The organism is Streptosporangium sp. NPDC048886, assembly GCF_055586905.1.
Genome location: NZ_JBVJHH010000039.1, coordinates 1 through 24,663, shown reverse-complemented (window position 1 = coordinate 24,663; position 24,663 = coordinate 1). Strand labels below are relative to the sequence as shown.

The 24,663-nt window shown below is 72.8% G+C and carries 20 protein-coding genes; 10 read left to right on the top strand and 10 right to left on the bottom strand.

Annotated elements, in window-relative coordinates; genetic code table 11:
* Nucleotides 1–46 precede the first annotated feature (46 nt).
* The 7 genes from ACZ6R6_RS37060 to ACZ6R6_RS37030 all read left to right on the top strand — a co-directional run bounded on the left by ACZ6R6_RS37060 (nucleotide 47) and on the right by ACZ6R6_RS37030 (nucleotide 7,812).
* Entirely contained in the window at nucleotides 47–1,228 is a 1,182-nt protein-coding gene (locus tag ACZ6R6_RS37060) for an ROK family protein (RefSeq protein WP_470101441.1), read from the top strand.
* 17 nt (nucleotides 1,229–1,245) lie between these two features.
* Complete coding sequence (locus ACZ6R6_RS37055; RefSeq protein ID WP_470101439.1) at nucleotides 1,246–2,760, top strand: sugar ABC transporter ATP-binding protein; 1,515 nt, start codon at nucleotides 1,246–1,248, stop codon at nucleotides 2,758–2,760.
* A complete protein-coding gene (locus tag ACZ6R6_RS37050; RefSeq protein WP_470101438.1) occupies nucleotides 2,757–3,818 on the top strand; it encodes an ABC transporter permease in 1,062 nt (353 codons plus the stop codon). The genes ACZ6R6_RS37055 and ACZ6R6_RS37050 overlap by 4 nt, the downstream gene beginning before the upstream one ends.
* A gap of 119 nt (nucleotides 3,819–3,937) precedes the next feature.
* Nucleotides 3,938–4,999 carry a substrate-binding domain-containing protein gene (locus ACZ6R6_RS37045; protein WP_470101436.1) on the top strand — a complete coding sequence of 354 codons (1,062 nt, stop codon included), beginning with the start codon at nucleotides 3,938–3,940 and terminating at the stop codon, nucleotides 4,997–4,999.
* Entirely contained in the window at nucleotides 4,999–6,186 is a 1,188-nt protein-coding gene (locus tag ACZ6R6_RS37040; protein ID WP_470101434.1) for a Gfo/Idh/MocA family protein, read from the top strand. The genes ACZ6R6_RS37045 and ACZ6R6_RS37040 overlap by 1 nt, the downstream gene beginning before the upstream one ends.
* Nucleotides 6,183–7,190: a sugar phosphate isomerase/epimerase family protein gene (locus ACZ6R6_RS37035; protein WP_470101432.1), complete on the top strand. Its 1,008-nt coding sequence runs from the start codon at nucleotides 6,183–6,185 to the stop codon at nucleotides 7,188–7,190. The genes ACZ6R6_RS37040 and ACZ6R6_RS37035 overlap by 4 nt, the downstream gene beginning before the upstream one ends.
* A gap of 331 nt (nucleotides 7,191–7,521) precedes the next feature.
* Nucleotides 7,522–7,812 (top strand): hypothetical protein, encoded by a 291-nt coding sequence (locus tag ACZ6R6_RS37030; protein WP_470101430.1) that lies wholly within the window; start codon nucleotides 7,522–7,524, stop codon nucleotides 7,810–7,812.
* Between the two features lie 135 nt (nucleotides 7,813–7,947).
* On the opposite strand, the gene ACZ6R6_RS37025 is transcribed toward ACZ6R6_RS37030, so the two are convergent.
* From ACZ6R6_RS37025 to ACZ6R6_RS37015, 3 genes are read right to left on the bottom strand one after another with little or no spacing between them, the layout of a single operon-like run.
* Nucleotides 7,948–9,033: a Zn-dependent alcohol dehydrogenase gene (locus ACZ6R6_RS37025; protein WP_470101429.1), complete on the bottom strand. Its 1,086-nt coding sequence runs from the start codon at nucleotides 9,031–9,033 to the stop codon at nucleotides 7,948–7,950.
* An 11-nt stretch (nucleotides 9,034–9,044) separates the two neighbouring features.
* Complete coding sequence (locus ACZ6R6_RS37020; protein WP_203876987.1) at nucleotides 9,045–9,239, bottom strand: ferredoxin; 195 nt, start codon at nucleotides 9,237–9,239, stop codon at nucleotides 9,045–9,047.
* Nucleotides 9,240–9,248: 9 nt separating this feature from the next.
* Nucleotides 9,249–9,713 (bottom strand): pyridoxamine 5'-phosphate oxidase family protein, encoded by a 465-nt coding sequence (locus ACZ6R6_RS37015; RefSeq protein WP_470101427.1) that lies wholly within the window; start codon nucleotides 9,711–9,713, stop codon nucleotides 9,249–9,251.
* A gap of 77 nt (nucleotides 9,714–9,790) precedes the next feature.
* Here ACZ6R6_RS37015 and ACZ6R6_RS37010 point away from each other — a divergent pair, with 77 nt between their 5' ends.
* Nucleotides 9,791–10,438 carry a class I SAM-dependent methyltransferase gene (locus ACZ6R6_RS37010; protein WP_470101425.1) on the top strand — a complete coding sequence of 216 codons (648 nt, stop codon included), beginning with the start codon at nucleotides 9,791–9,793 and terminating at the stop codon, nucleotides 10,436–10,438.
* Nucleotides 10,439–10,470: 32 nt separating this feature from the next.
* Here the strand turns inward: ACZ6R6_RS37010 and ACZ6R6_RS37005 are convergent, their stop codons facing one another.
* The 7 genes from ACZ6R6_RS37005 to ACZ6R6_RS36975 form a co-directional block, all read right to left on the bottom strand.
* Nucleotides 10,471–14,901: an SDR family NAD(P)-dependent oxidoreductase gene (locus ACZ6R6_RS37005; RefSeq protein WP_470101423.1), complete on the bottom strand. Its 4,431-nt coding sequence runs from the start codon at nucleotides 14,899–14,901 to the stop codon at nucleotides 10,471–10,473.
* Between the two features lie 29 nt (nucleotides 14,902–14,930).
* Entirely contained in the window at nucleotides 14,931–15,869 is a 939-nt protein-coding gene (locus ACZ6R6_RS37000) for an enediyne biosynthesis protein UnbU (RefSeq protein WP_470101421.1), read from the bottom strand.
* Between the two features lie 2 nt (nucleotides 15,870–15,871).
* Nucleotides 15,872–18,016, bottom strand: coding sequence for an FG-GAP repeat domain-containing protein (locus ACZ6R6_RS36995; protein ID WP_470101419.1), 2,145 nt, complete (start codon nucleotides 18,014–18,016; stop codon nucleotides 15,872–15,874).
* Between the two features lie 17 nt (nucleotides 18,017–18,033).
* Nucleotides 18,034–19,335 carry a DUF1702 family protein gene (locus tag ACZ6R6_RS36990; RefSeq protein WP_470101417.1) on the bottom strand — a complete coding sequence of 434 codons (1,302 nt, stop codon included), beginning with the start codon at nucleotides 19,333–19,335 and terminating at the stop codon, nucleotides 18,034–18,036.
* Nucleotides 19,336–19,424: 89 nt separating this feature from the next.
* Complete coding sequence (locus ACZ6R6_RS36985; RefSeq protein WP_470101415.1) at nucleotides 19,425–20,477, bottom strand: prenyltransferase; 1,053 nt, start codon at nucleotides 20,475–20,477, stop codon at nucleotides 19,425–19,427.
* Nucleotides 20,478–20,556: 79 nt separating this feature from the next.
* The gene (locus ACZ6R6_RS36980) at nucleotides 20,557–21,312 is read right to left on the bottom strand and encodes a class I SAM-dependent methyltransferase (RefSeq protein WP_306875536.1); all 756 of its coding nucleotides are present in this window, start codon (nucleotides 21,310–21,312) and stop codon (nucleotides 20,557–20,559) included.
* A gap of 4 nt (nucleotides 21,313–21,316) precedes the next feature.
* Nucleotides 21,317–22,561, bottom strand: a complete 1,245-nt coding sequence (locus ACZ6R6_RS36975) for a glycosyltransferase family 4 protein (RefSeq protein ID WP_306864557.1) — start codon at nucleotides 22,559–22,561, stop codon at nucleotides 21,317–21,319.
* Nucleotides 22,562–22,838: 277 nt separating this feature from the next.
* Here ACZ6R6_RS36975 and ACZ6R6_RS36970 point away from each other — a divergent pair, with 277 nt between their 5' ends.
* Nucleotides 22,839–23,867 (top strand): GDP-mannose 4,6-dehydratase, encoded by a 1,029-nt coding sequence (locus ACZ6R6_RS36970; protein ID WP_306864559.1) that lies wholly within the window; start codon nucleotides 22,839–22,841, stop codon nucleotides 23,865–23,867.
* Between the two features lie 174 nt (nucleotides 23,868–24,041).
* Complete coding sequence (locus ACZ6R6_RS36965) at nucleotides 24,042–24,392, top strand: hypothetical protein (RefSeq protein WP_470101413.1); 351 nt, start codon at nucleotides 24,042–24,044, stop codon at nucleotides 24,390–24,392.
* Nucleotides 24,393–24,663: the final 271 nt, after the last annotated feature.

Genomic DNA, 24,663 nt, shown 5'->3' with positions numbered 1-24,663 from the left:
AGAAGAGGGTTAGCTTCTGCACACCAACTCCGAATGCGGAGGTGTTGTGAAGCGCATTACCGCTCGTCCGGAGAGCCCGCACCAGGCTGTGCTGCTCCGGCTGCTCCGTGAGAGAGCGCGCTCGCGCGCCGAGCTCGGCGACGTGGTCGAGCTGTCACGCTCCAAGCTCAACCTCGAACTCGACCGGCTGATCGAGCTGCGGCTGGCCGAGCAGGCGGGCCTGGCGGCCTCGCGCGGCGGGCGCAGGTCGGGCCTGGTACGGCTGGCCGCGAACATGCGCTTCGCCGGTGTCGACATCGGCGCCACCTCGGTCGACGTGGCCGTCACCGACGGCGAGCTGGGGATCCTCGGCCGCGCGAGCGAGCCGTGCGACGTGCGCGACGGACCCGTGACCGTGCTGGACCGGGCCGCGGAGATGCTCGCCAAGTTGCGCGGTCAGGGACTGTTCACCCAGCTCCACGGGGTGGGGATCGGCATCCCCGGGCCGGTCAGCTTCCGCGAGGGAGTGCCGGTCGCACCGCCGATCATGCCCGGCTGGGACCGCTACCCCGTCAGGGAGACGCTCGGGCAGGAGCTCGGCTGTCCCGTGGTGGTCGACAACGACGTCAACATCATGGCCCTCGGCGAGCTTCACGCGGGGCTGGCCAAGCAGGTGGACGACTTCCTGTTCGTCAAGATCGGCACCGGCATCGGCTGCGGGATCGTGGTGGACGGCAAGATCTACCGAGGGGTCTCCGGCAGCGCCGGCGACATCGGACACATCCGCGTCGACGACGCCGGCCCCACCTGCGCCTGCGGGAACGTCGGCTGCCTCGAGGCCTACTTCGGCGGTGCCGCCCTGGCCAGGGAGGCCATGGCCGTCGCCGACCGCTCGCCGTACCTCGGCGAACGGCTCCGCCGGACGGGCACGCTGACCGGCGAGGACGTCGCCGCGGCGGCCGAGCTGGGCGACGCCGAGGCGGTGCGGCTCATCAGGGACGGCGGTCGCCGGGTCGGCCTGGTGCTGGCCGGGCTGGTCAGCTTCTTCAACCCCGGCCTCGTGATCGTCGCGGGCGGCGTGGCCCGGCTGGGCCACGTGCTGCTGGCGGAGATCAGAAGCGTCGTCTACCGCCGGTCGCTGCCACTGGCGACGGGCAACCTACCCATCGTGCTGTCGGAGCTCGGCGACAGCGCCGGCGTGATCGGCGCGGCCCGGCTCGGCAGCGACCACGTTTTCTCGGCCCCTTGAACAATCAGCGAGGCCCCATGTCCGAAGACAGCCCCCTGCTCGTGATGAGGGGGATCGTCAAGCAGTTTCCCGGCGTGCGCGCCCTGGACGGCGTCGACCTCGACGTCCGCGCGGGGGAGGTGCACTGCCTGCTCGGCCAGAACGGCGCGGGCAAGTCCACCCTCATCAAGATCCTCTCGGGGGCGCACCAGCCCGACGAGGGCACCATCACCCTGGGCGGTGAGCGGGCACGGCTGAGCAGCCCGATCGCGGCGATCCGGTCCGGAATCTCGACGATCTACCAGGAGCTCGACCTGGTCGACGGGCTGAGCGTGGCGCAGAACATCTTCCTCGGTCACGAGCCGGCCCGGCTGGGCTTCGTCAGCCGGGGCGGGGCCAACCGGGCCGCGCGGCGCCTGCTGGAGCGGCTGGGGCACGCGGAGATCCGGCCCGGCGCGGAGGTGGGCCGGCTGTCCCCGGCGGCCAAGCAGGTGGTCAGCATGGCGCGGGCGCTCTCGCACGACACTCGGCTGATCATCATGGACGAGCCGTCGGCGGCCCTGGCCCACGACGAGGTGGGCAACCTGTTCCGGATCATCCGGGAGCTGACCGCCCAGGGCGTCGCGGTGATCTACATCTCGCACCGGCTGGAGGAGATCCGGGAGATCGGTGACCGGGTGACCGTGCTCAAGGACGGGCGCACGGTGGCGGTGGGCCTGCCGGCGCAGCAGACGCCGACCTCGCAGGTGGTGGCGTTGATGACCGGCCGTAGCGTCGAGCATGTCTTCCCGCCGCGCCCGGCGCCCGGCAGCCATGCGGGCCGGCCGGAGGTGCTGCGGGTGGAGGGGCTCGGCGTGGCGGGGGTCTTCGCCGACGTCTCCTTCTCGGTGCGGGCGGGGGAGATCGTGGGGCTGGCCGGGCTGGTCGGCTCGGGCCGCTCGGAGATCATCGAGGCGATCTACGGCGCGCGCCGGTTCTCGGGGCAGGTGGTCCTGGAGGGCCGGCCGGTACGGCGCGGCGGCACGGCCGGGACGGTGCGGCTGGGCATGGGCCTGGCCCCGGAGGAGCGCAAGGCCCAGGCGCTGCTGCTGGACCAGAGCGTGACCCGCAACATCTCCCTGGCCAGCCTCGGCGGATACTCCCGGTTCGGCTGGCTCGACCGGCGCCGCGAGGCGCAGGACGCGCACGCTCTGGTCGAGACGCTGGGCATCCGGCCCGCCGACCCGGAGCGGCCGATCAAGACGTTGTCGGGCGGTAACCAGCAGAAGGCGGTGCTGGCGCGCTGGCTGCTCAACGGCCGCAAGCTGCTGCTGCTGGACGAGCCGACCCGGGGGGTGGACGTGGGCGCGCGGGCGGAGCTGTACGCCGTCATCCGCGACCTGGCCGACAAGGGCATCGGGGTGCTGCTGGTCTCCAGCGAGGTGCCCGAGGTGCTGGGCCTGGCCGACCGGGTCCTGGTGATCCGTGAGGGCGCGGTCATCCATCAGGCCGACGCCCGCGAACTGGACGAACATCGAGTGATCGACATGATCATGGAAGGGAGTGCGCTGTGACCGACCCGCAAGGCCAGGCTCCCGCGAGCCCGGTGGACGACGTGAAAGCCGCCGCGCCCGGGGCGGGGCGCGGCGGGACGGCCGGGTCCAGGTCCGCCGCGGCTCCCGGACCGCTGGCCCGGCTGGGCCAGGTGCCGCATCTGGGCCTGGTGGCGGCGCTGGTGCTGCTGGCGGTGGTCGGCCTGGTGACGGTGCCCGACACCTTCGCCACCACCTCCAACCTGGTGAGCATCCTGGCGCTGGCCGCGACGATCGGGGTGATCACCGTCGGCGCGACGTTCGTGATCATCGGTGGCGGAATCGATCTGTCGGTCGGCGCGGTGATGGCGCTGGCGTCGGTGTGGGCCACCACGCTGGCCACCCAGTCCTACGGCCCCTTCGTGATGATCGTGTGCGCGGTGCTGGTCGGCACCGGCGCCGGGCTGGTCAACGGTCTGCTGATCGCCTACGGGCGGCTGGTGCCGTTCATCGCGACGCTGGCGATGCTGGTGGCCGCCCGGGGGCTGGCGCAGCGGATGTCGGACCGCAAGACGCAGCTGGTGGCCCAGGGCAACGAGCTGATCGTGGAGCTGTCGACCACCCGGCTGCTGGGCCTGCCGCTCCTGGTGTACGTCTTCGCGCTGGTGGTCGTGCTGGGCTGGGTGCTGCTGAACCGCACGACCTTCGGCCGCCGGACCTACGCGGTGGGCGGCAACGCCGAGGCGGCGCGGCTGGCGGGCATCGACGTGCGCCGGCACACGATGTGGCTGTACGCGCTGTCGGGGCTGTGCTGCGGCATCGCGGCGGTTCTGATCATGGCGCGGACCACGACGGGCTCCTCCACGCACGGAGACCTGTACGAGCTGGACGCGATCGCCGCGGTCATCATCGGCGGCACGCTGCTGACCGGCGGCCGGGGGTCGATCATCGGGTCGATCCTGGGCCTGCTGATCTTCACGGTGATCACGAACCTGTTCATCCTCAACGGGCTCAACACCAGCGACCAGCTGATCGCCAAGGGGCTGATCATCGTGGTCGCCGTGCTGCTGCAGCGGCGCGGGCTGAGGTCGCCGACCTGAACGACCCGCCTGCCACGGGCCGGTCAGGGGTCCACGGCAGGCGGGTTCCGGCCGGTGCCGGGCGCATCCTTCCTTCCTCTCCTGAAACACGTCTTCTCCCTCCGCAAAGGAGCATGGTCATGACAGACAGACTCGCCCGCCGGGGTTTCCTGGTCGGCGGAGCCGTGATCGGCGCCGGCGCCCTGGCCAGTGCCTGCACCAGCAACACCCCGGCCGCGGCGCCGAGCACAGCGGCGGCGGCGCCGGCGCCGGCGGCCACCGGCGGCAACGACGCCCCCGGCGAGAAGGTCGTCATCGGCTTCTCGGCGCCGGCCGCCGACCACGGCTGGATCGCCGCGATCGCCAAGAACGCCGAGGCCGCGGCCGCGCAGTACGCCGATGTGGAGTTCAAACCGGTCGAGCCGACCAACGACATCAACGCGCAGATCTCGGCGGTGGAGTCGCTGATCGCGGCCAAGGTCTCCGCGCTGGTGATCCTGCCCAACGACGGCCGGCAGCTCAACCAGATCGCCCGGCAGGCCGCCGACGCGGGCATCCCGGTGATCAACCTGGACCGGGTCTTCCCCGACAAGCTGTCGTATCGCACCTGGATCGGCGGGGACAACTACGGCATGGGGGTGGCGGCCGGGCACTACATCGGCAAGACGCTCAAGGACAAGGGGGTGGCCGACCCGGTGATCCTGGAGATCCAGGGCATCGCGACGCTGCCGCTGACCCAGGACCGCAGCAAGGGCTTCGCCGACGCGCTGAAGACCTACGGCTTCGGGGTGACGGCCAAGCAGGACGCGCAGTTCACGGTGGAGTCGGGCACCAAGGTGACCAGCAACCTGCTGCAGGCGCACAAGAAGATCGACGCGATCTGGAACCACGACGACGACCAGGGCATCGGTGTGCTGGCCGCGGTCAAGGAGGCCGGGCGTGCGGAGTTCTTCATGGTCGGCGGGGCCGGGTCGGCCAACGCGATGCGCGAGATCCAGGCGGGCACCGGGGTGTTGAAGGCCACCGTCACCTACAGTCCCACCATGGCCTCCTCGGCGATCAAGCTGGCCCGCCTGATCGCGCAGGGCAAGGGGATGAGCGACCTGCTGGAGAAGCAGGTGCCGCAGTCGATCACGCTGGCCTCGGAGACCGTCACCAAGGACAACGTCGAGGCATACCTCCCGCTCGGATTCGAGTCCTGATGGCCGTTGACGACAGGCCGATGCTGGGGATCGGCATGGTCGGCTACGCGTTCATGGGGCGGGTGCACTCCCAGGCCTGGCGCAGCGTCGACGCCTTCTTCGACCTGCCGGCCAGGCCGGTGATGGCGGCACTGGGCGGCCGTTCGAAGGAGGCCACCGCCGCCGCGGCCCGCCAGCTGGGCTGGGCGGCGGTCGAGACCGACTGGCGCGACCTGATCGCCCGCGACGACGTGCAGGTGGTCGACATCTGCACGCCGGGCGACTCGCACGCCGAGATCGCGATCGCCGCGCTGGCGGCGGGCAAGCACGTCATCTGTGAGAAGCCGCTGGCCAACAGCGTGGCCGAGGCCGAGGCGATGGCCGAGGCCGCCCGCGCCGCGGCCGAGCGCGGCGTGCACGCGATGGTGGCCTTCAACTACCGGCGGGTCCCGGCCGTCGCCCTGGCCCGCCGCTGGGTCGCCGAAGGCCGCCTCGGCCGCCTGCACCACGTGCGCGCCCAGTATCTGCAGGACTGGATCGCCGACCCCACCTTCCCCCTGGTGTGGCGGCTGCAGCGGGACAAGGCGGGCTCGGGGGCGCTGGGTGACATCGGCGCGCACATCATCGACACCGCCCAGTTCATCACCGGCGACCAGATCACCGGCGTGTCGGCGCTGACCGAGACCTTCGTCCGGCAGCGCCCCCTGGCCGAGGGGTCCGCCGGCCTCAGCGCGGGCGGCGCCTCGGCGCGGAGCGGAACGGTCGACGTCGACGACGCCGCGCTGTTCCTGGCCCGCTTCGCCGGTGGGGCGGTCGGCTCGTTCGAGGCCACCCGCTTCGCCACCGGCCGCAAGAACGCGCTGCGCATCGAGGTCAACGGCTCGGCCGGCAGCCTGGCCTTCGACTTCGAGGCGATGAACGAGCTGTGGTTCCACGACCACACCTTGCCCGCGGCCGAGGCCGGCTTCCGCCGTATCCTCGTCACCGAGGCCGAGCACCCCTACGCCGGAGCCTGGTGGCCACCCGGCCACGGCCTGGGCTACGAGCACACCTTCACCCACGAGATCAAGGACTTCGTCGAGGCCGTGGCGGCCGGCGCGGCCCCGGCCCCGGCGTTCGCCGACGGGCTGCGGGTGCAGCGGGTGCTGGCCGCGGTCGAGGCCAGCGCGGCCGATGAGAGCCGCTTCACCGCTGTGGAGGGACCGTGACCCGACCCATCACCCTGTTCACCGGACAGTGGGCCGACCTGCCGTTCGAGGAGGTGTGCAAGCTGGCCTCCGGATGGGGCTACGACGGTCTGGAGATCGCCTGCTGGGGCGACCACTTCGAGGTCGACAAGGCCCTGGCCGACGACGCCTACGTCGAGCGCAAACGGGAGATGCTGGCCCGCCACGGCCTCAAGGTCTGGACCATCTCCAACCACCTGGTCGGCCAGGCGGTCTGCGACCACCCCATCGACGGCCGCCACCGCGCCATCCTGCCGGCCCGCGTCTGGGGCGACGGCGAGCCCGAGGGCGTGCGCCGCCGCGCCGCCGAAGAGATCAAGGACACCGCCCGCGCCGCCGCGAAACTCGGCGTGGACACCGTCGTCGGCTTCACCGGCTCGGCCGTCTGGCACACCGTCGCGATGTTCCCCCCGGTCCCGCCCTCCATGATCGACGACGGCTACGCCGACTTCGCCGACCGCTGGAACCCGATCCTGGACGTCTTCGACGAGGTCGGCGTCCGCTTCGCGCACGAGGTGCACCCCAGCGAGATCGCCTACGACTACCACACCACCGTCCGCACCCTGGCGGCCATCGGCCACCGGCCGGCCTTCGGCCTGAACTGGGACCCCTCCCACATGGTCTGGCAGGAGCTCGACCCGGTCGGCTTCATCCTGGACTTCGCCGACCGGATCTACCACGTCGACTGCAAGGACGCCAAGGTCCGCACCGGCGACGGCCGCCGTGGCCGGCTGGCCTCCCACCTGCCCTGGGCCGACCCGCGCCGCGGCTGGGACTTCGTCTCCACCGGCCGTGGGGACGTGCCGTGGGAAGACTGCTTCCGGGCGCTGAACAGCATCGGCTACACCGGGCCGATCTCGATCGAGTGGGAGGACGCCGGGATGGACCGCCTGGACGGCGCCCCCGAGGCGCTGAAGGTGATCCGCAGGCTCAACGCCATCACCCCGCCGGCGGCCGCCTTCGACGCCGCCTTCTCCTCCGAGTGAACGCCGCTCCCCCCTCGGGATGAGGGAGGGGACACGGTCCGCGCCCGCCGATCGCGACGGCGGCGCGGGCCGTACCGGAACGGGCGTGGGAGCTGCCCGTGGCGTCCCGGCGGCGTGGCGACGTGGTTCCTCCGGACCCGCGTCGCCGCGCCCGTCCCGCTGGGCTCCGCCGACGGTGGCCCCGCGTCGGGCGGATGCCGCCGAAGCGGGTCAATCCGTCAGGGGAATTATGGATGTATGGGGGAAATGCCGGTAAAACAGAAGTCTGTTCGGTTTATGTTTCGGGTGACTCCAGGACGAGAGCCGTGAGTCCCACCGGGAGGAGAGGCCCATGAAGGGCAGACGGTCGTCGGTGTTCGGCGCGGCAATCATCGCCACGGTCGCGCTCTGGCCGACCGGGATCTCTGCGGCGGCCTCGACCTCGGGCCCCGCCAGGGCGGTGGCGGCCGCCCCTTCCCAGGCTGACATCTCCACCACCAGGCCCTGCCGGCGCAAGGGGCCACTCATCTGCTGCAGGTCCGGGAAGGGCGTCAGGTGCCACCGGAGCTGGCGGGAGCGCCGGGACGGGCTGGAGGACCTCCATGACGAATGGCGGGACCGCCACAGAAGAGACGACCAGTAGCCGGAGGCGGGCCGTCCCGTCCGTCCGCCTGGCCGGCTCGGGCCCGAGCCGGCCAGGCGCTCTGTCACCGAGGCGCCGGTCCGGCGGGCAGGAGGCACAGCCGCTGCCGCCGGCGCCTTCGGCCTGTCACATGACCTAGTCCATGACGACGACCTGGCGCAGCACCTCGCCGGCCCGCAGCGCGGCCACGGCGTCGTTGAGGTCGGCGAGCTTGATGCGGGCGCTGATCATGCTCTCCAGGTCGAGCTTGCCCGCCTTGTAGAGCTCGGCGAAGAACGGGAAGTCACGGCGGACGTCCGACCCGCCGTACATCGAGCTGAAGATGTTCTTGCCCTCGAACAGCAGGCTGAAGGCGCTCAGCGGGACGGTGTCGTCCATCGCGCCCGCGCCCACCACGATCACGTCGCCGCCGCGGCGGGTGGCCTGCCAGGCGGTCATGATGGCGGCGGACTTGCCGACGGCCTCGAAGCCGTAGTCGAATCCCCGGCCGCCGGTCAGCGACCCGAGCGCGTCCATGAGCTGGTCGGGGGTGATGGCGTGGGTGGCTCCGACCTTCTTGGCCAGCGCGTGCTTGGACTCCAGCGGGTCGATCGCCAGGATCGTGGTCGCGCCGGAGATCCGGGCCCCCTGGATCACCGACAGGCCGATGCCGCCGCAGCCGACCACGGCCACGGTCGAGCCCGCCTTCACCCGGGCGGTGTTGAGCGCCGCCCCGACGCCGGTGGTGACGCCGCAGCCGATCAGCGCCGCCGCCTCGTAGGGCACCTCGGGGTCGATCTTGATCGCGCCCTGCCAGGGCACGATGATCTCCTCGGACCAGGTGCCGCACCCGGACATGCCGAACGCCGGAGTGTCGCCGCCGTAGCGGAAACGGGCGTTGACGAAGCTGTCCATTATGTAGGTCATGCACAGGAACGGCTGGTTCACCAGGCAGTTGGCGCAGGTGCCGCAGGCGGGGGCCCAGTTGATGATGACGTGGTCGCCGGGCTGGACCGTGGTCACGTGGTCGCCGACCTCGACGACCTCGCCCGCCCCCTCGTGACCGGGGAGGACGGGGAGCGGCATGGGCAGCACCCCGCTGATCACCGACAGGTCGGAGTGGCAGACGCCGGTCGCCTTGATCTTGACGCGGACGTCCGTCGGGCCCGTCGGGGTGAGGGTGAAGTCGTCGCGGATGTCGAGCTTGTCGTCGCCGACGGCATGCAGAAGCGCACCACGCATTGGGGGTCCTCCTAGTTCTCCTCAAGGGAGAGGGCGGCTTTGGGGCAGGACCGCACGGCGTGCCGGACACGGTCCATCATCTCCGGCGGCGGCTCAGGCAGCAGCAGGTGCAGCTGGTCGTCGTCGTCGAGCTCGAAGACCTCCGGGGCGAGTCCTGTGCAGACCGCGTTGGCCTCGCAGACCAGATAGTCGACCTTCACTTTCATGTGAGCCTCCTAGGCCGGGATGGTGAGCTTACGGTGATCCCATGAGATCACTCGAGTGGGCTCCACCACGAAGGCGACCCTCTTGCGGCCGGTGTGGGCGACATACTCCGTGAGGAGCTCCTCGGCGTCAGGCATTCCCGCCATCCGCCGGGTGACGTTCATGCCGACCTCAAGGATGCCCTCGGAATCGTCGATCCGCCGGGCGACCCCGTACACCAGGACACCGCGCAGGTCGGCGTATTCGTCGCCGGCCTCGATCAGGCAGCTCACCCGGGCGTCCCGCTGGATGTTGAGCGCCTTCTGGGCCTTCCCGTAGGTCCAGAACGAGATCCGGCCCCCGGACAGCCCGTAGAACATGGTCACCAGGTGCGGTGTCCCGTCAGGGTTGACCGTGCCGAGCTGGAGCTTCCGCGATTCACCGATGAAGGCGGTGATCTCGTCCTCGGTCATCACGATGCGAGCGCGCTGGTTCACGGTGCAAAGTAGAACACGTTCCATAAGGTCGGGCAAGGGTCGTTCGGAATGTTGTTCGGTCTAGGTAGTCTGCTCCGATGAGCGACGCGACCATGCCTGCCGACCTGCTGTACGCGGCCCAGCGTGCCAAGGGTTTCATGCCTCACGCCGAGGGTCTCGCCCTGTTCGAGACCGCTGTCGAGTACGGCCCGCGCGGGCCGATCTGCGAGATCGGCACCTACTGCGGCAAGTCCGCCGTCTACCTCGGCGCGGCGGCCAGGCAGACCGGTTCCGTCGTCTTCACCGTCGACCATCACCGGGGCTCGGAGGAGATCCAGCCGGGCTGGGCGCACCACGATCCCACGCTGGTGGACCCCCGCTTCGGCAAGATGGACTCGCTGCCCACCTTCCGCGCCACGATCGCCGCCGCCGGTCTGGAGGAGGAGGTCGTCGCGATCGTCGGCCGGTCGGAGCGGGTCGCCGGGCTGTGGAGGACCCCGCTGGGGATGCTCTTCATCGACGGCGGCCACTCCGAGGAGCCGGTGACCAAGGACTACGAGGGATGGGCCCCGCACGTCGTCCAGGGCGGCGCGCTGGTCTTCCACGACATCTACCCCGACCCCGCGACGGGCGGTCAGGCGCCCTACCGCGTCTACCAGCGGGTTCTGGCCTCCGGCGCGTTCAAGGAGGTCAGGCAGGAGGGGTCGCTGCGGGTGCTGGAGCGGGTCGGCCCCGGCATCGGCTGACCTGAGCGGGTCGGCCCCGGCGTCGGCTGACCTCATCGCCGCTCCCCGGTCACGATGGAGACCGCGACCGGCTCCTGCACGCCCCTGACCCGGACCACCGCCGAGGCGATCAGGTCGGAGCCGGCCCGCAGCAGCAGCCAGCCGTCCTCATGACCTCCCACGACGGTGAGCGGCGCCGACGGCGGGCGGTCCGCCCGGGACAGGCACTGGACGGCCGTCCGGATCCGGGCGGTCACGGTCTCCTCGGGCTCGTCGCAGTACGGCCGTAGCTCGTCGATCAGCGGGGCGAACGCCGGTCCCAGGGTCCCCCTCGCCCCGCCCACCCGCTCCCAGGCGCAGTGGGCCGGGGCGTCCACGCCGAGCACGAGATCGTCCAGCCGGCTGCGGGAGGCCCCGCCGTCCATGGTCACGTGGAGCGCCGGGTCGAGGCCGAGGGCGATCGCGGCCCGTTGCAGGTAGACGGCCAGCAGGTTCGGCGGCCACGGGTCACGCCGGGGGATCGGGCCGACGTCCTTCAGCCGCAGCCCGGTCCACGCCGCCACCAGCCGCCCGCGCACGTCGGTGGCGGTGACGTCCCAGACGTACTCGCCCCCGTCGTGGTGGCGCTCGGTGGCGTGCAACCGGACGTCCCCCTGGGACGGGCGGACCACCAGCCGCTCGCCGCCGACCGGCAGCAGCCGCCGGTGCGGCACGCACGCCTGCAGCGCGTGGATCGTGGCGTCGCTCAGACCTGGGCTGCCCAGCACCGGCCTGCCCTCGAACCAGCCGTCCGGGCCGTCGCCCTGCAGCTCGCCCCGGCACCCCCGCGCCTCGACGAGGGTGAGCTCCCTGACCCGCTGGAACCGGCCGGTGTGGAAGCACAGCGCGCCGTACAGCTCCCCGGCGTCCAGCGGCTCGGTGCCGTCCCGGTTCAGCTGCGGCACGGCGAGCGTCTCGTCGGCCGGGTCCACCGGGAACACGGCCCTGAAGTGGTCGACGTGGAATCCCGTCTCCTCGCTGCGGACCACCACCTCGACGCTCTGCCCGTGCCGGAGCGCGCACACCCGGATCGTGGTGCCGCCCTCGTCGGGCACGACCACCGGCCGGTCGAACGTCATCTGCCCGGCCTCGTCCAGCGGCCGTCCCGCCAGCACCCCCGCGGCCTGCGCCATCGCCTCCAGCGCCACCACCGCGGGCAGCACCGCCAGCCCGTCGATCCGGTGGTCGTCCAGGTAGGCGTCGCTCTTGAGCGACAGGCGGCTGTCGGCGACCAGCTCCACCCCGGGGACGTGCACACGCACCTCGTCGAGGAAGCGGCCCCCTCCCGGGCAGGGGGCCGCGGGCCCGTCCAGCCTGCCGTGGACGGCCACGCCGGACGGCAGGTCCCCGCTCCTGAGCAGCGTGAGGAACAGCTCCGTCCCCTCCCGTGGCGTGAGAACCGTCGCGTCCGCGCCGTCCGGGGACCCGGCCGGCCCCGGTCCGGAGCCGCCGCCGGCCCACGCCGGCCAGTCGACGTGCAGCCCGCCGATCCTCCCGACCCGGTCCCGCACCAGCCCGCAGGCCAGCGCCCGGCGGCTCTCGCCCGCCATGCCGTACCGGCCGGCCACCGATCCGAACGTCACGACGTGCCGGGGCGCGGCCGCGGCGAGCAGGTTGTCCAGGCCCGTCAGCTCGGCGGCGACGTGCCGCGTGAAGTCCTCGGCCGTGAGGTCGGCGAACCGGCCCGGCCGGCCGCGGCCCGTCGAGTGGATCACCATGGTGACCGGTCCCAGCGTGCTCTCCAGTTCCCGTACGGCGCGCTCCACCTCCTCGGCGTCACCGAGGTCCGCCGCCGCGTGGCCGTGCCGGATCCCGCTGGCGGCGAGCTTCTCCGGACCCCCGGCCGTCACCGCTCCGGGGCCCGGCAGCTCCCGCCCGAGCAGGGCCAGCGCGCACCCGCTCGCCTCGGCCAGCGCCATGGCACAGGCGGACCCGATCCCCTCGTCATCCCCGCTGACCAGCACCACGTCCGCGGGGCCCACCGGGAGCGGCCCCTGCCCGTCGAGGGCGAGCGGCATCCTGCCGCCTGAGTGCCCGGTGCCCAGGTCGAGGCCGGGATGCTCCAGCCGCAGCGACGCCAGGAACCCGGACAGGGCATCGCCCTCGCAGACCACGGCCAGCCCCTCGCGGCCCGCGATCGCCTCATGGACCGCCGTGACCAGCGTCTCGACCGCCCCGGGCCGGAGCGGGTCGCCGATCACGACCCGCCTGCCCGGACTCTTCCGGGCCTCCGTCCGCGGCCGGGTGCCGGGACGTCCCTTTCCGGTCGTGACAGCGGGCCCGGCCACCGCGGGACCGGCCCCGGTCGCCACGGGGGCGGCCCGGCCGCCGGCCTCCGGATCCTCGGCGAAACACCTCACCCAGCGCGCCACCCCGGCCACCGGCCCGGCGCCGGCCCGCTCCCGGGGCGCCTCCGCACGGGTCTCCTGACCGGCGCCGCCGTGCCGGGCGGACGCGCACGGGCCGGCGACGAAGACGCGGTCGCGCCAGATGTCGACGGGGCGGGCCGGGAGGTCACCGTAGAGGGCGGTGAGGTCCGGGAGCGTCATGGCCGCCCAGAGAGCGGCGGCGGTCTCGGCCGAGGGGACCCCGGCGGCGGGGCGGGACCCGGCGGGGAGGGAGGGGGCGGTGCCGGCTTCCGGGTCCGGCCCGGGATAGATCCCCGGCAGGGCGGCCGGCAGGCCGGACTCCGAGGCGTCCAGCCACTCCAGGGCGGTGCCGGCCCGCTCGGCGAGCTGTTCGGCCGACCCCGCCACGATCGCGATCCGCGACGGCCCGGCGGGGGCGGTGCCCAGCGCGTGGGCGAGGTCGCACAGCTCCGCCTCCGACCACCGCGCCGCCTGGTCCGCGACACGCTCCAGCACCGGCCGCACGGCCCCGGCGTCCTCGCCCGAGAAGGCGAACACCACCGGCTCCTCCCCCGAGGGCCCGTCGATCGCCCGCCGGGGCCGGACGCCCCCCGCTCCGGCGGGGAGGGGGTCCGCGCCGGCCGGGCCGGGGGCGGTGAGGACGAGGTGGGCGTTGACGCCGCCGGAGCCCATGGCGCTCACTCCCGCGTGGCGGGGTCCGGCGGGCCACGGCTCGGGGGCGGCCAGGGCGCGCAGAGGTGCGCCGGGGGCGGTCAGGAGGGGGTGCGGGGACCGGCAGCCGGTGGTCGGGGGGAGCACGCCGGAGGCGATGCTCAGGGTGGCCTTGATCAGCCCCGCGACCCCGGCCGCCGCCTTGGTGTGCCCGATGTTGGCGCCGACGGACCCGATCGCCGCCCGCCGCACGGCGTCGGGCGCGGCCTCCGGCGCGGGACCGGTCCCGGTCGCCGCCTGCCGTACGGGGGCAGGACCGGGGACCGCCCGCCGCGCGGCGTCGGACAGGAGGCGGGTGAGCGCGGTGAGCTCGGCGGTGTCGGCGGCGGCCGTGCCGGTGCCGCTGCCCTCGAACAGGGCGACCGCGGCGGGGGAGACCCCCGCCCGCGCGTAGGCGCGGCGCAGCGCCAGGAGCCGGCCGTCGGCCTCCGAGCGGGAGAGGTCGTCCCCGCCGTCGCAGGACACGCCCCAGCCGGCGATCTCCGCGTAGATCCGGAACCCGGCGGCACGGGCGTCGGCCGTACGCGCCAGGGCGACGATGCCGCAGCCCTCGCCCGGCCAGAAACCGTCCGACCGGACGTCGTAGACCCGCATCCGCTCACCGGCCAGCGCGCCCGCCTTGGCCAGGCCGACCAGCTCGAACGGGTCGAGGCTGAGGTCCACGCCGCCGGCCAGGGCGAAGTCCGCGCTCCCGTCCAGCAGCGAACGGCACGCGGTGACCACCGCGAGCAGGGACGAGGCGCAGGCGCCGTCCACCGCGTATCCGCCGCCGCGCAGGCCGAAGTGGTTGCAGATGCGCGCGGCGATCGTGCTGGGCAGGCTCCCGGCCAGGCTCTCGTCGGAGATCTCGGGGAAGGGCCGCAGATACCCGGTCTCCGCCTGGGCCAGCAACCGGGCGGCCGTCTCCTGGGGGAGCTCGGCCAGGGCCGAGGCCAGCACGCGCCGCACGTACGGCCAGCGCAGCCGGAGGGCGGCGGCCCGGGAGACCTCGCCGGTCAGGGTGTTGCCGACGACCACCGTGACCCGGTCCCGGTCGAGCCCCTCCCCGCCGGGGACTCCCGCGTCCGCCAGGGCGCGGGAGGCGGTGTCCAGGGCCAGCCAGTGGGCCGGGTCGGTGACCCGGTGGACCGCGTCGGGGACGCCGAAGGCGGCCCGGTCGAACTCCCAGCCCTCGATCAGGGCGGCGCGGGTGCTGTGGGTGCGGTCGGGGGCCGACCGGTCGGGGGAGTGGTAGTCGGTCAGGTCCAGCCGCTCGACGGGCAGGCGGCGGAAGGCCCGCCGCTGCCACAGCACCGTCTCCCACAGCGCCAGCGGATCGGGCGCGTCCGGATAGGTGCAGGCCAACCCCACGATCGCGACGGACATTCGGCACACCTCTCCGGTGTTCACATGGATCATGGCTGGACGCCCGCCGGGACCTCGGGCAGGTCCCGCGCGCCGGCGGGGACGGGGACGGTGAGCGGGCGGACGCGGGCGAGCAGGGCCAGGCCCGCCCCCCGGCCGGCGCCGACGATCACAAGGGCGGACAGCAGCCCGAACACGACGTGGAGCTGGACCAGCAGGCCGTAGACCGCCGCCGTGGCCAGGCCGAACCAGACCTGGTTGCGGGGTCTCGCCGGAGTCGTGTCCAGGTCGGTGACCAGGTAGGTGGTGTAGAGGACGAACGCCGCGCCGGTCATCGGCAGCAGGGCGCCGAGCGGTGGGACGCCGGCCGCCGCGCCCCGGACGAGCCCCTGCAGGACGGACCCGGCCGCCCAGCCCAGGGCCAGCGGCAGCCTCCCGGCCAGCCCGGCGTTCGCCGCGCCCAGCGCCAGCAGGGCCAGCGGCACGAGTGCGTCGAACGGCCCCGACACCCATTCGGTGAACTGGTACGGCGGCGCGGCGCCGACCCACGGCATCAGCAGCAGCACGGCGGCGGCGCCGGAGCACGACGGGTTCAGGTAGTGCCTGCCGGGCGTGCCCGCCGCCGTGCCGGGCACCCTGACCCGCAGGACGTAGGTGCTGCCGACGCCGATGAGGACGGCCAGCGCGACCGGCGCCGGGTGCGCGCTGCCGGACAGCAGCATCGCGCACGTCAGCCCGGTGATGTAGGAGGGCAGCAGGAAGCCGGCCACCCGGCCGGGCCCCGCCCCGCGGTACCGCGCCCGGCGCCGCCACGCCCACGCCTCCACGGTCTCCAGTGCGAACTCGGCGGTCACCCCGGTGATCGCACCCACGATCGGCGCGAGATAGGCCTGCTCGAAGCCGAGCACGGTGTGCCCCAGCACCGTCACCAAGGTGATGGACCCGGCGAAATACCGCAGTGCTCTGTCGCGTTCCCGGGCGGTGGTCATGATCAGCCCATCTCCCGGGCGTGGCCGTCGGCCAGCAGGAGCCGGTGCCAGCCGGGCCGTACGGACACCGACGCGGCGCGGAGGACGCCGCAGGCGTCGCGCCAGGACAGCTCGACCGGGTACGGGCCGTCCGGCGCGCCGCCGCCCAGGCCGAACAGCAGCTCCGGCGCGGAGACGCCGTTGTGCCCGTTGGCCGGGTAGAGCTGCCGGCTCAGCGTCCTCCCGCCGGGCAGGCGCACCGTGGCGGTGGCTCCGATGGCCGGACGCGTCCGGACCCGGCCGGGCGCGGCGGAGCGGGACCGGACGGTGCCTGACGCGGCCGGGCCGACGAGCGCGGGGAGCGTCAGCCGCGGCCGCTCCAGCGGCGGGCCGGTCGGGAGGGGGCTGATGAGGGCGGAGAGAGCCGAGACGGGGTGGGGTGAGAGGAGGCCGGTGAGCCCGGGGGCGGAGTGGGGCGGGAGGGGGCTGATGAGCGCGGAGAGCGCCGTGGCGGGGCCGGCTGAGGTGAGAGGCGCCGGGAGGGGGCGGGCCTGGGCGGGGGCCGTGGCGCAGGGGCCGGCGGGAAGGCGCGGGCGCAGGCCCACGAACGGCGCGGTGGCGCCGTCGTTGCGGTAGAGCGCCGAGGCGGCCCACTGGTTGGCGACCGCGAAGTCCAGCCGCCCGTCGTCGTCGACGTCACCGACGGCGAAGGACCGGCTGACCGTGTCCCCGCCGACCCCGGCCCGCCGGGCCACGTCCACGTAGCGGCCGTCGGCGCCCCGGGCGAAGAAGCTGTTGGTGTCGCGGCCCGACAGGTCGTCCCCGACCCCGAGGCGTGGCCACAGCGCCGGCTCCGACAGGAACAGGTCGTTGGACATCGCCGCCTCCTGCAGCTGTGCCCACCGGCTGACCTCCCCCCGGACCGCCCCGGTCGCGTGCATGATCTCGTCGGTGCCGTCGTTGTCGAAGTCGGCGGCCTTGACGTCCCAGGACCAGCCGGTACGGCTCAGCCCCAGCTCCTCGCCGCGGTCGTCGTAGGGCGCGTGGCCCCCGTGGAGCCCGCCCGGCCGGGAGACGAAGGCGAAGTTGCTCTCGTGCAGCGCGTAGTCCTCGGTGAGGTTGCTGACCAGGATGTCCGGTGTGCCGTCGGCGTTGAGATCGGTGAAGCCGACCCCCATGCCCTTGAAGGAGTCCTGGCCGACCACGCGGGACTTGGGCGTGGTCAGGTGCCGGGTGCCGCGCGCCTCCCGGAAGCTGATCCTGCCGGGCGCGGACTCGTTGACCAGCAGCTCGTCCGGGCCGAAGTCGTTGGCCACGTACAGCTCGGGCAGCCCGTCGCCGTCCAGGTCCTGGGCGCCCAGCGCGAGCGTCCACCCCCTGCCCCCGGTCTCGCCGAACACCCCCTCGGCCTCGGCGAACCGGGCGGGTCCCGTCGCCCGGTAGAGCCGGTCGGCACCCCCGTTTCCGGCGTCGGACAGCGAGCCGGGCAGCACGATGTCGCCGTGGTCGCCGGTGCCGTCCAGCACCCTGGCGCCGTCCGGGAAGTAGTTGCCGAAGACCAGGTCGAGGCGGCCGTCGCCGTCGAAGTCACCGGCCGTGGCGGCGCTGGTGTTCCAGACCTCCGGCCGCGGGGTCAGGTCACGGTGGCGGAAGGCCGTCCCGGACGGCGGGGCCCCGGGCACGCGCAGGAACAGCGAGGGGGAGCGGCCCCAGTAGTAGACGACCAGGTCCTGCCAGCCGTCCTGGTCGAGGTCGGCCGGCAGGCACCCCGTCGGCGCCTCGTACGGCATCCGCCCCGGCGCCGACAGCGTGAACGGCCGATAGTGCCGAGGCGTCCCCGGCGCGGGGCCCACGGTCACCGTGTCATGACGCGGGTCGACCAGGCACACGTCGTCGGAGACGACCGCGTTGTCGACGTCGAACAGCGCGACCCCCGCCCCCGTCGAGGAGACCCAGGCCCGGAGGTTCCGGTAGCCCGGCGCGACCGGCCGGAGGCTCCGGTCGCCCGGCCGGTCGGCCGGGCCGAGGCGGCTGGCGGCGAAGGAGAAGCCCGCGGCGGTCTCCACCGTGGAGGCGCGCGGGGGGCCGGTCAGCAGCCAGCCGGCGGCGCAGGCCGCCAGGGCCAGCGCCCCCGCCGCGCACCTGCGGATCCCCGGCACCGCTTTCACGACTCCCCGAGCTGTGGTCATGAGTCGCGGTTGCGCCGCGCCCAGGTCTTCCTGATCCCTGCCCGCCAGGCCTGGTAGTGGTCGCCGCTGTGCGCGTTGTGCCCCAGGGCGATGAGCGCGGTGTCGGTCCAGCCGGCGGCCTCGTCGACGTCCACCCCGCACAGCGCGGGCACGGCGGCGGCCGTGTGTTCGGGCACGGTCCCGGAGATCAGCCTGGCGGCGCAGGCGGAGGCGCTGCCCTGGACGAGGTGGGCGCGGAAGCCGTCCTCGGCCGCCGCCGCGCCCAGCCGTTCCAGCTCGGCGGCGGCCGCCCCGCCGGTGTACGTGGCGGCCATGCCCACGCCGCTCCACAGGTCGGCGCGGCGGCCCGGAGGGAATTCGGCGATGCGGAGGACGACGTCGTCCACGCCCGCGCACTCGTGGAACCAGAGCATCCGGCCCAGTCCCTGGTCGAAGATCGCCCGCCGCGTCCGGTCCATCAGGCCGGCCGTACGCTGCCGCCCGACCGTCCGGTCGGTGGCGAAGAAGCCCTGGTGGAAACCGAAGCCGTCGAAGGCCAGCCAGCGCAGCAGCGGGTGGACCGAGCGGATGCCCCACATCGGCCGCATGCGCAGCCGGGCGTACGCCCAGCCGGTGCCCAGGTGGATCATGTGCGGATGGCGCATGCCGGGCCCGTTGAGCAGGCCCCTCAGCCGCCGGCCGCCGGTGGCCGTCAGCACGTCCAGGGTCGCGCAGGCCGCTCCCGCGCCCCCGTAGGCGTATCCGCGCAGCTCGTCGTGGATGTCGTCGATCCGCTCGACCTCACCGGCGAGCACCGCGTTGTAGCCCGTCAGGAACGACCGGCCGGCGTTCTCCAGCCGCTCGCGGGCCGGTCCCAGCCGGAACCGGCGCGGCCCGGAGTCGGCCTGGGCGAGGTCCTGCCAGAGCAGGCTCGTCAGACCCCGCGGTCTGGTCAGCTCCAGCTCCGCCGGGTCCATGAGGGTGGGGGCGTCCGGAGCCGGCTGGGCCGCAGTGACCGGAGTGGCCGGGAGCGGAGTGCCCGGGGCTGAGGCGACCAGAGTTGAGGTGGCCGGGGTGACCGGGGGCGGGGTGACCGGGAGCGGGGCGGTCGGTGTGTCCAGGGACGAGGCGGTCGGGGAGGCCGCCTCCGGCACGTCGCCGGACGGCGCCTCCGGAGCGGGGGCCGCGCCGGAGAACCACTCCTCCTCGGGGGCCTCCCCGGCGCCGGGGACCTGGGCCACGTCGGGGACCTTCGCCGCGGAGACCTCCTCGGCTCCGTCACTCTGAGCTGTTGTCCGGGTGCCCTCCGCATTGCTCACACGCCCGAACGTAGTAAGCCGCATTCGGGCCTTCAAGCACCGCGTTTCGGGTTCCAGGCAAAGAAAGCGTTAGATCCCGGGTGGTCCCGTCAGGTCCGCGAGGGGGCGTGGCTGCAGCCGCAGGCCGCCGTGGGGCGGTCGGTCACGTGACTGCCCGCGTCCCGGAAGATGCCCGCGGCGGGGGTGTGCCCGGTCAGCGCGTCGGAGGCCAGCACCACGGCGGCGGCGGTGTAGGCGGAGCGCTCGTGCGGGAAGTGCTTGCCGTTCACGAACTGCCAGCCGGTCCAGTAGGAGCCGTCCTCGTGCCGGAGGTGCTGCATGTCGGCGAAGAGCCTCAGCGCCCGGTCCCGCTCGCCCAGGGCGTCCAGGGCGAGCACCAGCTCGCATGACTCGGCGCCGGTCACCCACGGCTGGTCGGAGACGCAGCGGATGCCGAGGCCCGGCTCCACGAACGTGTCCCACTCCTCGGCCAGCCGCGCCTGGGCGGCCGGGCCGCGGAGCGCGCCGCCGAGGATCGGGTAGTACCAGTCCATCGAGAAGCGGCTCTTGTCGGCGAACGCCTCGGGATGGGCGGCGAGCACGTGGCCGAGCTGGTCGGCCGCGAGCTCCCAGTCGGGCTGCGGATCGCCCAGCCGCTCACCCAGCAGCACGCCGCTGCGGAGCCCCTGGTAGACGGAGGAGCAGCCGGTCAGCAGGGCGTAGCGGGCGGGCCTGCCGTCGACCGCCCGCTCCCAGACGATCTCACCCCGGGTGGTCTGCAGTTCGACCACGAAGTCCAGCGCCGCCCGGACGACCGGCCACATCTCGCGGGCGAATCCGTCGTCTCCGGTGACCAGCAGCTCATGCCAGACGCCGACCGCGACGTAGGCGGCGTGGTTGGACTCCCCGCCCTGCTCGACCGCCCTGCCGCCGACCAGTTTCATCGGCCAGGAGCCGTCGGCCCGCTGCGTGCGGACCAGCCAGTCGTAGCCCTTGCGGGCCGGTCCGGAGAGCCCCGCCACGCTCATCGCCATCAGGCATTCGACGTGGTTCCAGGCGTCCACGTGTCCCTCGGGCCACGGGATGCCGCCGTCGGCCTCCTGCACGTCCGCGATGCTCTGAGCGGTCTGGACGACCTGCTCCCACTCCAACCGGTCGCTCACCGCTCCCCATTCGCTCCGCGGTCCGCCCCGTTCCTCCGCAGCCCGCTGCACTCGCCGCGTCGGATCCGCTCCCAGTAGATCATGCGGGTTTCCGTACGTAGAGCACCACGCTCTTGCCGATGAGCGGGTTGAGCAGCGCCTCGGCGATCCTGGTCGCGGCCGGGCGCTTCATGATGTCCCAGACCAGGATCTCGTGGTAGGCCTTGGCCAGCGGGTGGTCGTCGTTGTTGACGCCGACCGCGCACTTGATCCACCAGTACGGCGCGTGCAGGCCGTGGGCGTGGTGGTGCGGGCCGATCTCCATGCCGATCGACTTCAGCTTGGCGCTCAGCTCGGCCAGCGTGTAGATGCGGACGTGCCCGCCGGGGGCGGTGTGGTAGGCCTCGTCCAGCGCCCAGCAGATCCGCTCCGGCAGGAAGCTCGGCACCGTGATGGCCGCCCGGCCGCCCGGCTTGAGCACCCGGAAGATCTCCCGCATCGCGGCCATGTCGTCGGGGATGTGCTCCAGCACCTCGGCCGCGATCACCCGGTCGAAGCTGGCGTCCTCGAACGGCATCTTGAGCGCGTCGCCGGTCACGGTCTCGGCCGTCGCGCCCGCGGGCACCTCGCCGGCCTTGTCCATCGCGGCGAACATGCTCGCCACGCCCTCCAGCTCCTCGGCGTCCATGTCGAAGGCCACGACGTCGGCGCCCCGGCGCAGCACCTCGAACGCATGCCGTCCGCCGCCGCAGCCCAGGTCCAGAACTCGGGTTCCGGGCCCCACGGGCAACCGGCCGAAGTCGACAGTCAGCACTCGCCGCTCCTCTTGAGCCTTTTGAGATGTTCGGTTTGAGATCGGGTCACTTCGCGCGGCGGGCCTGGATGGCCTCGTGGTAGGCCTCCACGGTCCGCTGGGCGACGACGTTCCAGGTGTAGCGCTCCATGACCCGCTCGTAGCCCTTCCTGCCCACCGCGGCCCGCTCCTCCGGGGAGTCGTGCAGCCGGCGCAGGACGGCGGCCAGCTCCTCGGGGTCGCCGGGGGCCACCTGGACGGCCGCGTCGCCGACCACCTCGGGCAGCGCGCCGGTACGGCTGGCGACCAGCGGGGTGCCGCAGGCCATGTGCTCGACGGCCGGCAGCGAGAAGCCCTCGTAGAGCGAGGGCACGACCGAGATCTCGGAGGTGGCGATCAGCTCGCCCAGCTCGGTGTCGGAGATGCCGTGCACGAACCGGACCCGGTCGTGCAGGGAGAGTTCGGCGACCAGCTTCTCGGTCGGGCCGCCGGGGGTGGGCTTGCTGACCACGGTCAGGTTGACGTCGCGCTCGGTGGCGAGCTTCGCCACCGCGCGCAGCAGCGTCGCCACGCCCTTCATCGGGGAGTCGGCGCTGGCCACCGCGACGATCGAGCCGGGCCGCTTGGGCATCTCGGGGCGCGGGTGGAAGTAGCGGGTGTCCACGCCGAGCGGGATGAGCCGCATGTTGGCCTGGGGCACGTTGAAGTCGCGGTGGATGTCGGCGAGGGAGGACTCGCTGACGGTCAGGATCGGGTTCAGCCGGGGAGCGACCTTGGCCTGCATCCGCACGAAGCCGTACCACCGTCTGAGCGAGAGCTTCTTGCGCAGCGGCGCGGCCTTCAGCTCGATCCGGCGGTCCACGCTGATCGGGTGGTGGATGGTGCCGACCACGGGGAACAGCTTCTGGATGCCGAGCAGGCCGTAGCCGAGCGTCTGGTTGTCCTGCACGACGTCGAAGTCGCCGACGCGCTTGCTCAGCTCGCGGCGCGCCCGGAGAGTGAAGGTCAGCGGCTCGGGGAACCCGGCGGTCCACATGGTCGCGACCTCCAGGCAGTCGATCCAGTCGCGGTACTCGCCCAGCTTGGGGGTGCGGAAGGGGTCCTCGTCGCGGTAGAGGTCCAGGCTGGGGACCTTGTTGAGGATGACGCCCTCGTCGAGCTCCGGGTACGGCTGGCCGGAGAAGACCTCGACGTGGTGCCCGAGGGCGACCAGTTCCCGGCTGAGGTGACGCAGGTAGACGCCCTGGCCGCCGCAGGTCGGCTTGCTGCGGTAGGACAGCAGTGCGACCCGCAGTGAGTCCGCACCTGGCACGGCAACCCCTTCCTCACCCTGTCCGGAAGGGGACAGGTACCGTGAAAGATGACCTTAGTAGTCGGACCCTACCATTCGGGAGCTCTCTTGGACCGGATGTGTAATTGTTCCCAGAACAATTCGCACAGGGCCCGAACTGCGGAGTTAGGCTGACCGAGTATGATTCGGTGAAACGCGTTCTAGTCATGGTGTGACCGACATGGTGCCCATCCATGGTCATGGCGGTACATTCGCCAATCAGTGGCACGAGGTCCGCTCGACGAACAAGGAGGACGCGTTGGCCAGGCGCGCACTGATCACCGGTATCACCGGGCAGGACGGTTCCTATCTGGCCGAGTGCCTGCTGAATCAGGGATACGAGGTGTGGGGTCTGGCCCGCGGGCAGGCCAACCCGCGGGTCTCCCGGGTGCGCAAGCTTCTGCAGGACGTCCAGCTCGTCCGCGGCGACCTGCTCGACCAGGGCTCGTTGATCTCCGCTGTGGAGAAGGTCCAGCCGGACGAGGTCTACAACCTGGGGGCCATCTCGTTCGTCCCGATGTCGTGGGAGCAGGCCGAGCTCACCGCCGAGGTGACGGGCATGGGCGTGCTGCGCATGCTGGAGGCCATCCGGGTCTGCTCGGGCATCTCGTCCTCGCGGACGGCCGCCGGATCGGGGCAGATCCGCTTCTACCAGGCGTCCTCTTCGGAGATGTTCGGGCAGGTCCGCGAGACCCCGCAGACCGAGATCACCCCCTTCCACCCCCGCTCGCCGTACGGCGTGGCCAAGGCGTACGGCCACTTCCTGACCCAGAACTACCGCGAGTCGTACGGCATGTACGCGGTGTCGGGGATCCTGTTCAACCACGAGTCCCCGCGCCGGGGCGCGGAGTTCGTCACCCGCAAGGTGAGCCTCGGCGTGGCCAGGATCAAGCTCGGCATCGCCTCCGAGCTGCGCCTGGGCAACATGGAGGCGCGCCGCGACTGGGGCTACGCGGGCGACTACGTCCGCGCGATGCACCTGATGCTCCAGGCGGACGAGCCGGAGGACTACGTGATCGGCACCGGCCGCACCCACAGCGTCCGCGAGCTGGTGGAGGCCGCCTTCGCCGCGGCCGGCCTCGACTGGGAGCGGTACGTGGTCGGTGACCGGTCCCTGCACCGCCCCGCCGAGGTGGACCTGCTCTGCGCCGACCCGAAGAAGGCCCGCGTCCAGCTCGGCTGGGAGCCGTCGGTCTCCTTCGAGGAGCTCGTCGCGATGATGGTCGAGTCCGACGTCAAGCTCCTGTCCGACGGCGGAGATCCCGACCAGGACTCCTCCTGGCCCTGAGCCCCGGTCCTGAACTTCCGGCCGCTCCGAGCTCGACCCGGCCCCGGGTGCCCTCCTTCCAGGGACTCGCCTGCCTCTCCCCGTTTCACTACCTTCTGTTACGGAAATGTAGCTGTGAGTAACTGACGGGGGTGGTGCTCCGTGCGCCACACCTGAGCGAGAGGTAGGACGGCGATGACCGAACAGCTGACACAGATCCCCATCTCCGCCGACGGCGCCGAGGAGGACGGCGCGCTCGCCTCGGGCACGTACCACCTGTACTGGTTCGGGGCGGGCATGAAGAAGACCCGTAATGAGGCGCGCGATTACGCCGCCTCCCGGGGGGAGGGGCACCAGTTGGCCGACCTCCCCTCCGACGTGTGGCGTACCAGCGCCGCCAAATACCTCAACGGTCCGGCGTGGATCTACTCCTGGAAGGGTGACAACTACGGCGACGACAACGTCGTGCTCCACCCCAACGGGGCGATCGGCACCGTGGAGGACGGCGGCCAGCGGCTCCCCTTCCTGATCAGCTACGTGGAGTAGCGGCCGTCCCGTCCGGCGGCGCCGTGATCGCGCGCCGCCGGACGGGGATGGTCCGCGAGGTCACCGGGGTCACGCGGCCCGTACGACGGGCCGTGCGGCCCCTGTGTGTTAGTCTCTAACGAGACGATACGTTTCGTCGCGTATGACGACGCAACCAGAGGAGTGACATGACGCGCCGCGCGCACATCGCCATGGTCAGCATCCCCGCCCCGGGCCATGTGAACCCCGGCATCGAGGTGATCAGGGAACTGGTGGCGCGGGGACACCGGGT

Excerpts from the sequence above, each read along its gene's own strand:
- ACZ6R6_RS37055 (WP_470101439.1), top strand. The coding sequence starts at position 1,246 with ATGTCCGAAGACAGCCCCCTGCTCGTGATGAGGGGGATCGTCAAGCAG.
- ACZ6R6_RS37045 (WP_470101436.1), top strand. The coding sequence starts at position 3,938 with ATGACAGACAGACTCGCCCGCCGGGGTTTCCTGGTCGGCGGAGCCGTG.
- ACZ6R6_RS37040 (WP_470101434.1), top strand. The coding sequence starts at position 4,999 with ATGGCCGTTGACGACAGGCCGATGCTGGGGATCGGCATGGTCGGCTAC.
- ACZ6R6_RS37030 (WP_470101430.1), top strand. The coding sequence starts at position 7,522 with ATGAAGGGCAGACGGTCGTCGGTGTTCGGCGCGGCAATCATCGCCACG.
- ACZ6R6_RS37025 (WP_470101429.1), bottom strand. The coding sequence starts at position 9,033 with ATGCGTGGTGCGCTTCTGCATGCCGTCGGCGACGACAAGCTCGACATC.
- ACZ6R6_RS37020 (WP_203876987.1), bottom strand. The coding sequence starts at position 9,239 with ATGAAAGTGAAGGTCGACTATCTGGTCTGCGAGGCCAACGCGGTCTGC.
- ACZ6R6_RS37010 (WP_470101425.1), top strand. The coding sequence starts at position 9,791 with ATGAGCGACGCGACCATGCCTGCCGACCTGCTGTACGCGGCCCAGCGT.
- ACZ6R6_RS37005 (WP_470101423.1), bottom strand. The coding sequence starts at position 14,901 with ATGTCCGTCGCGATCGTGGGGTTGGCCTGCACCTATCCGGACGCGCCC.
- ACZ6R6_RS37000 (WP_470101421.1), bottom strand. The coding sequence starts at position 15,869 with ATGACCACCGCCCGGGAACGCGACAGAGCACTGCGGTATTTCGCCGGG.
- ACZ6R6_RS36965 (WP_470101413.1), top strand. The coding sequence starts at position 24,042 with ATGACCGAACAGCTGACACAGATCCCCATCTCCGCCGACGGCGCCGAG.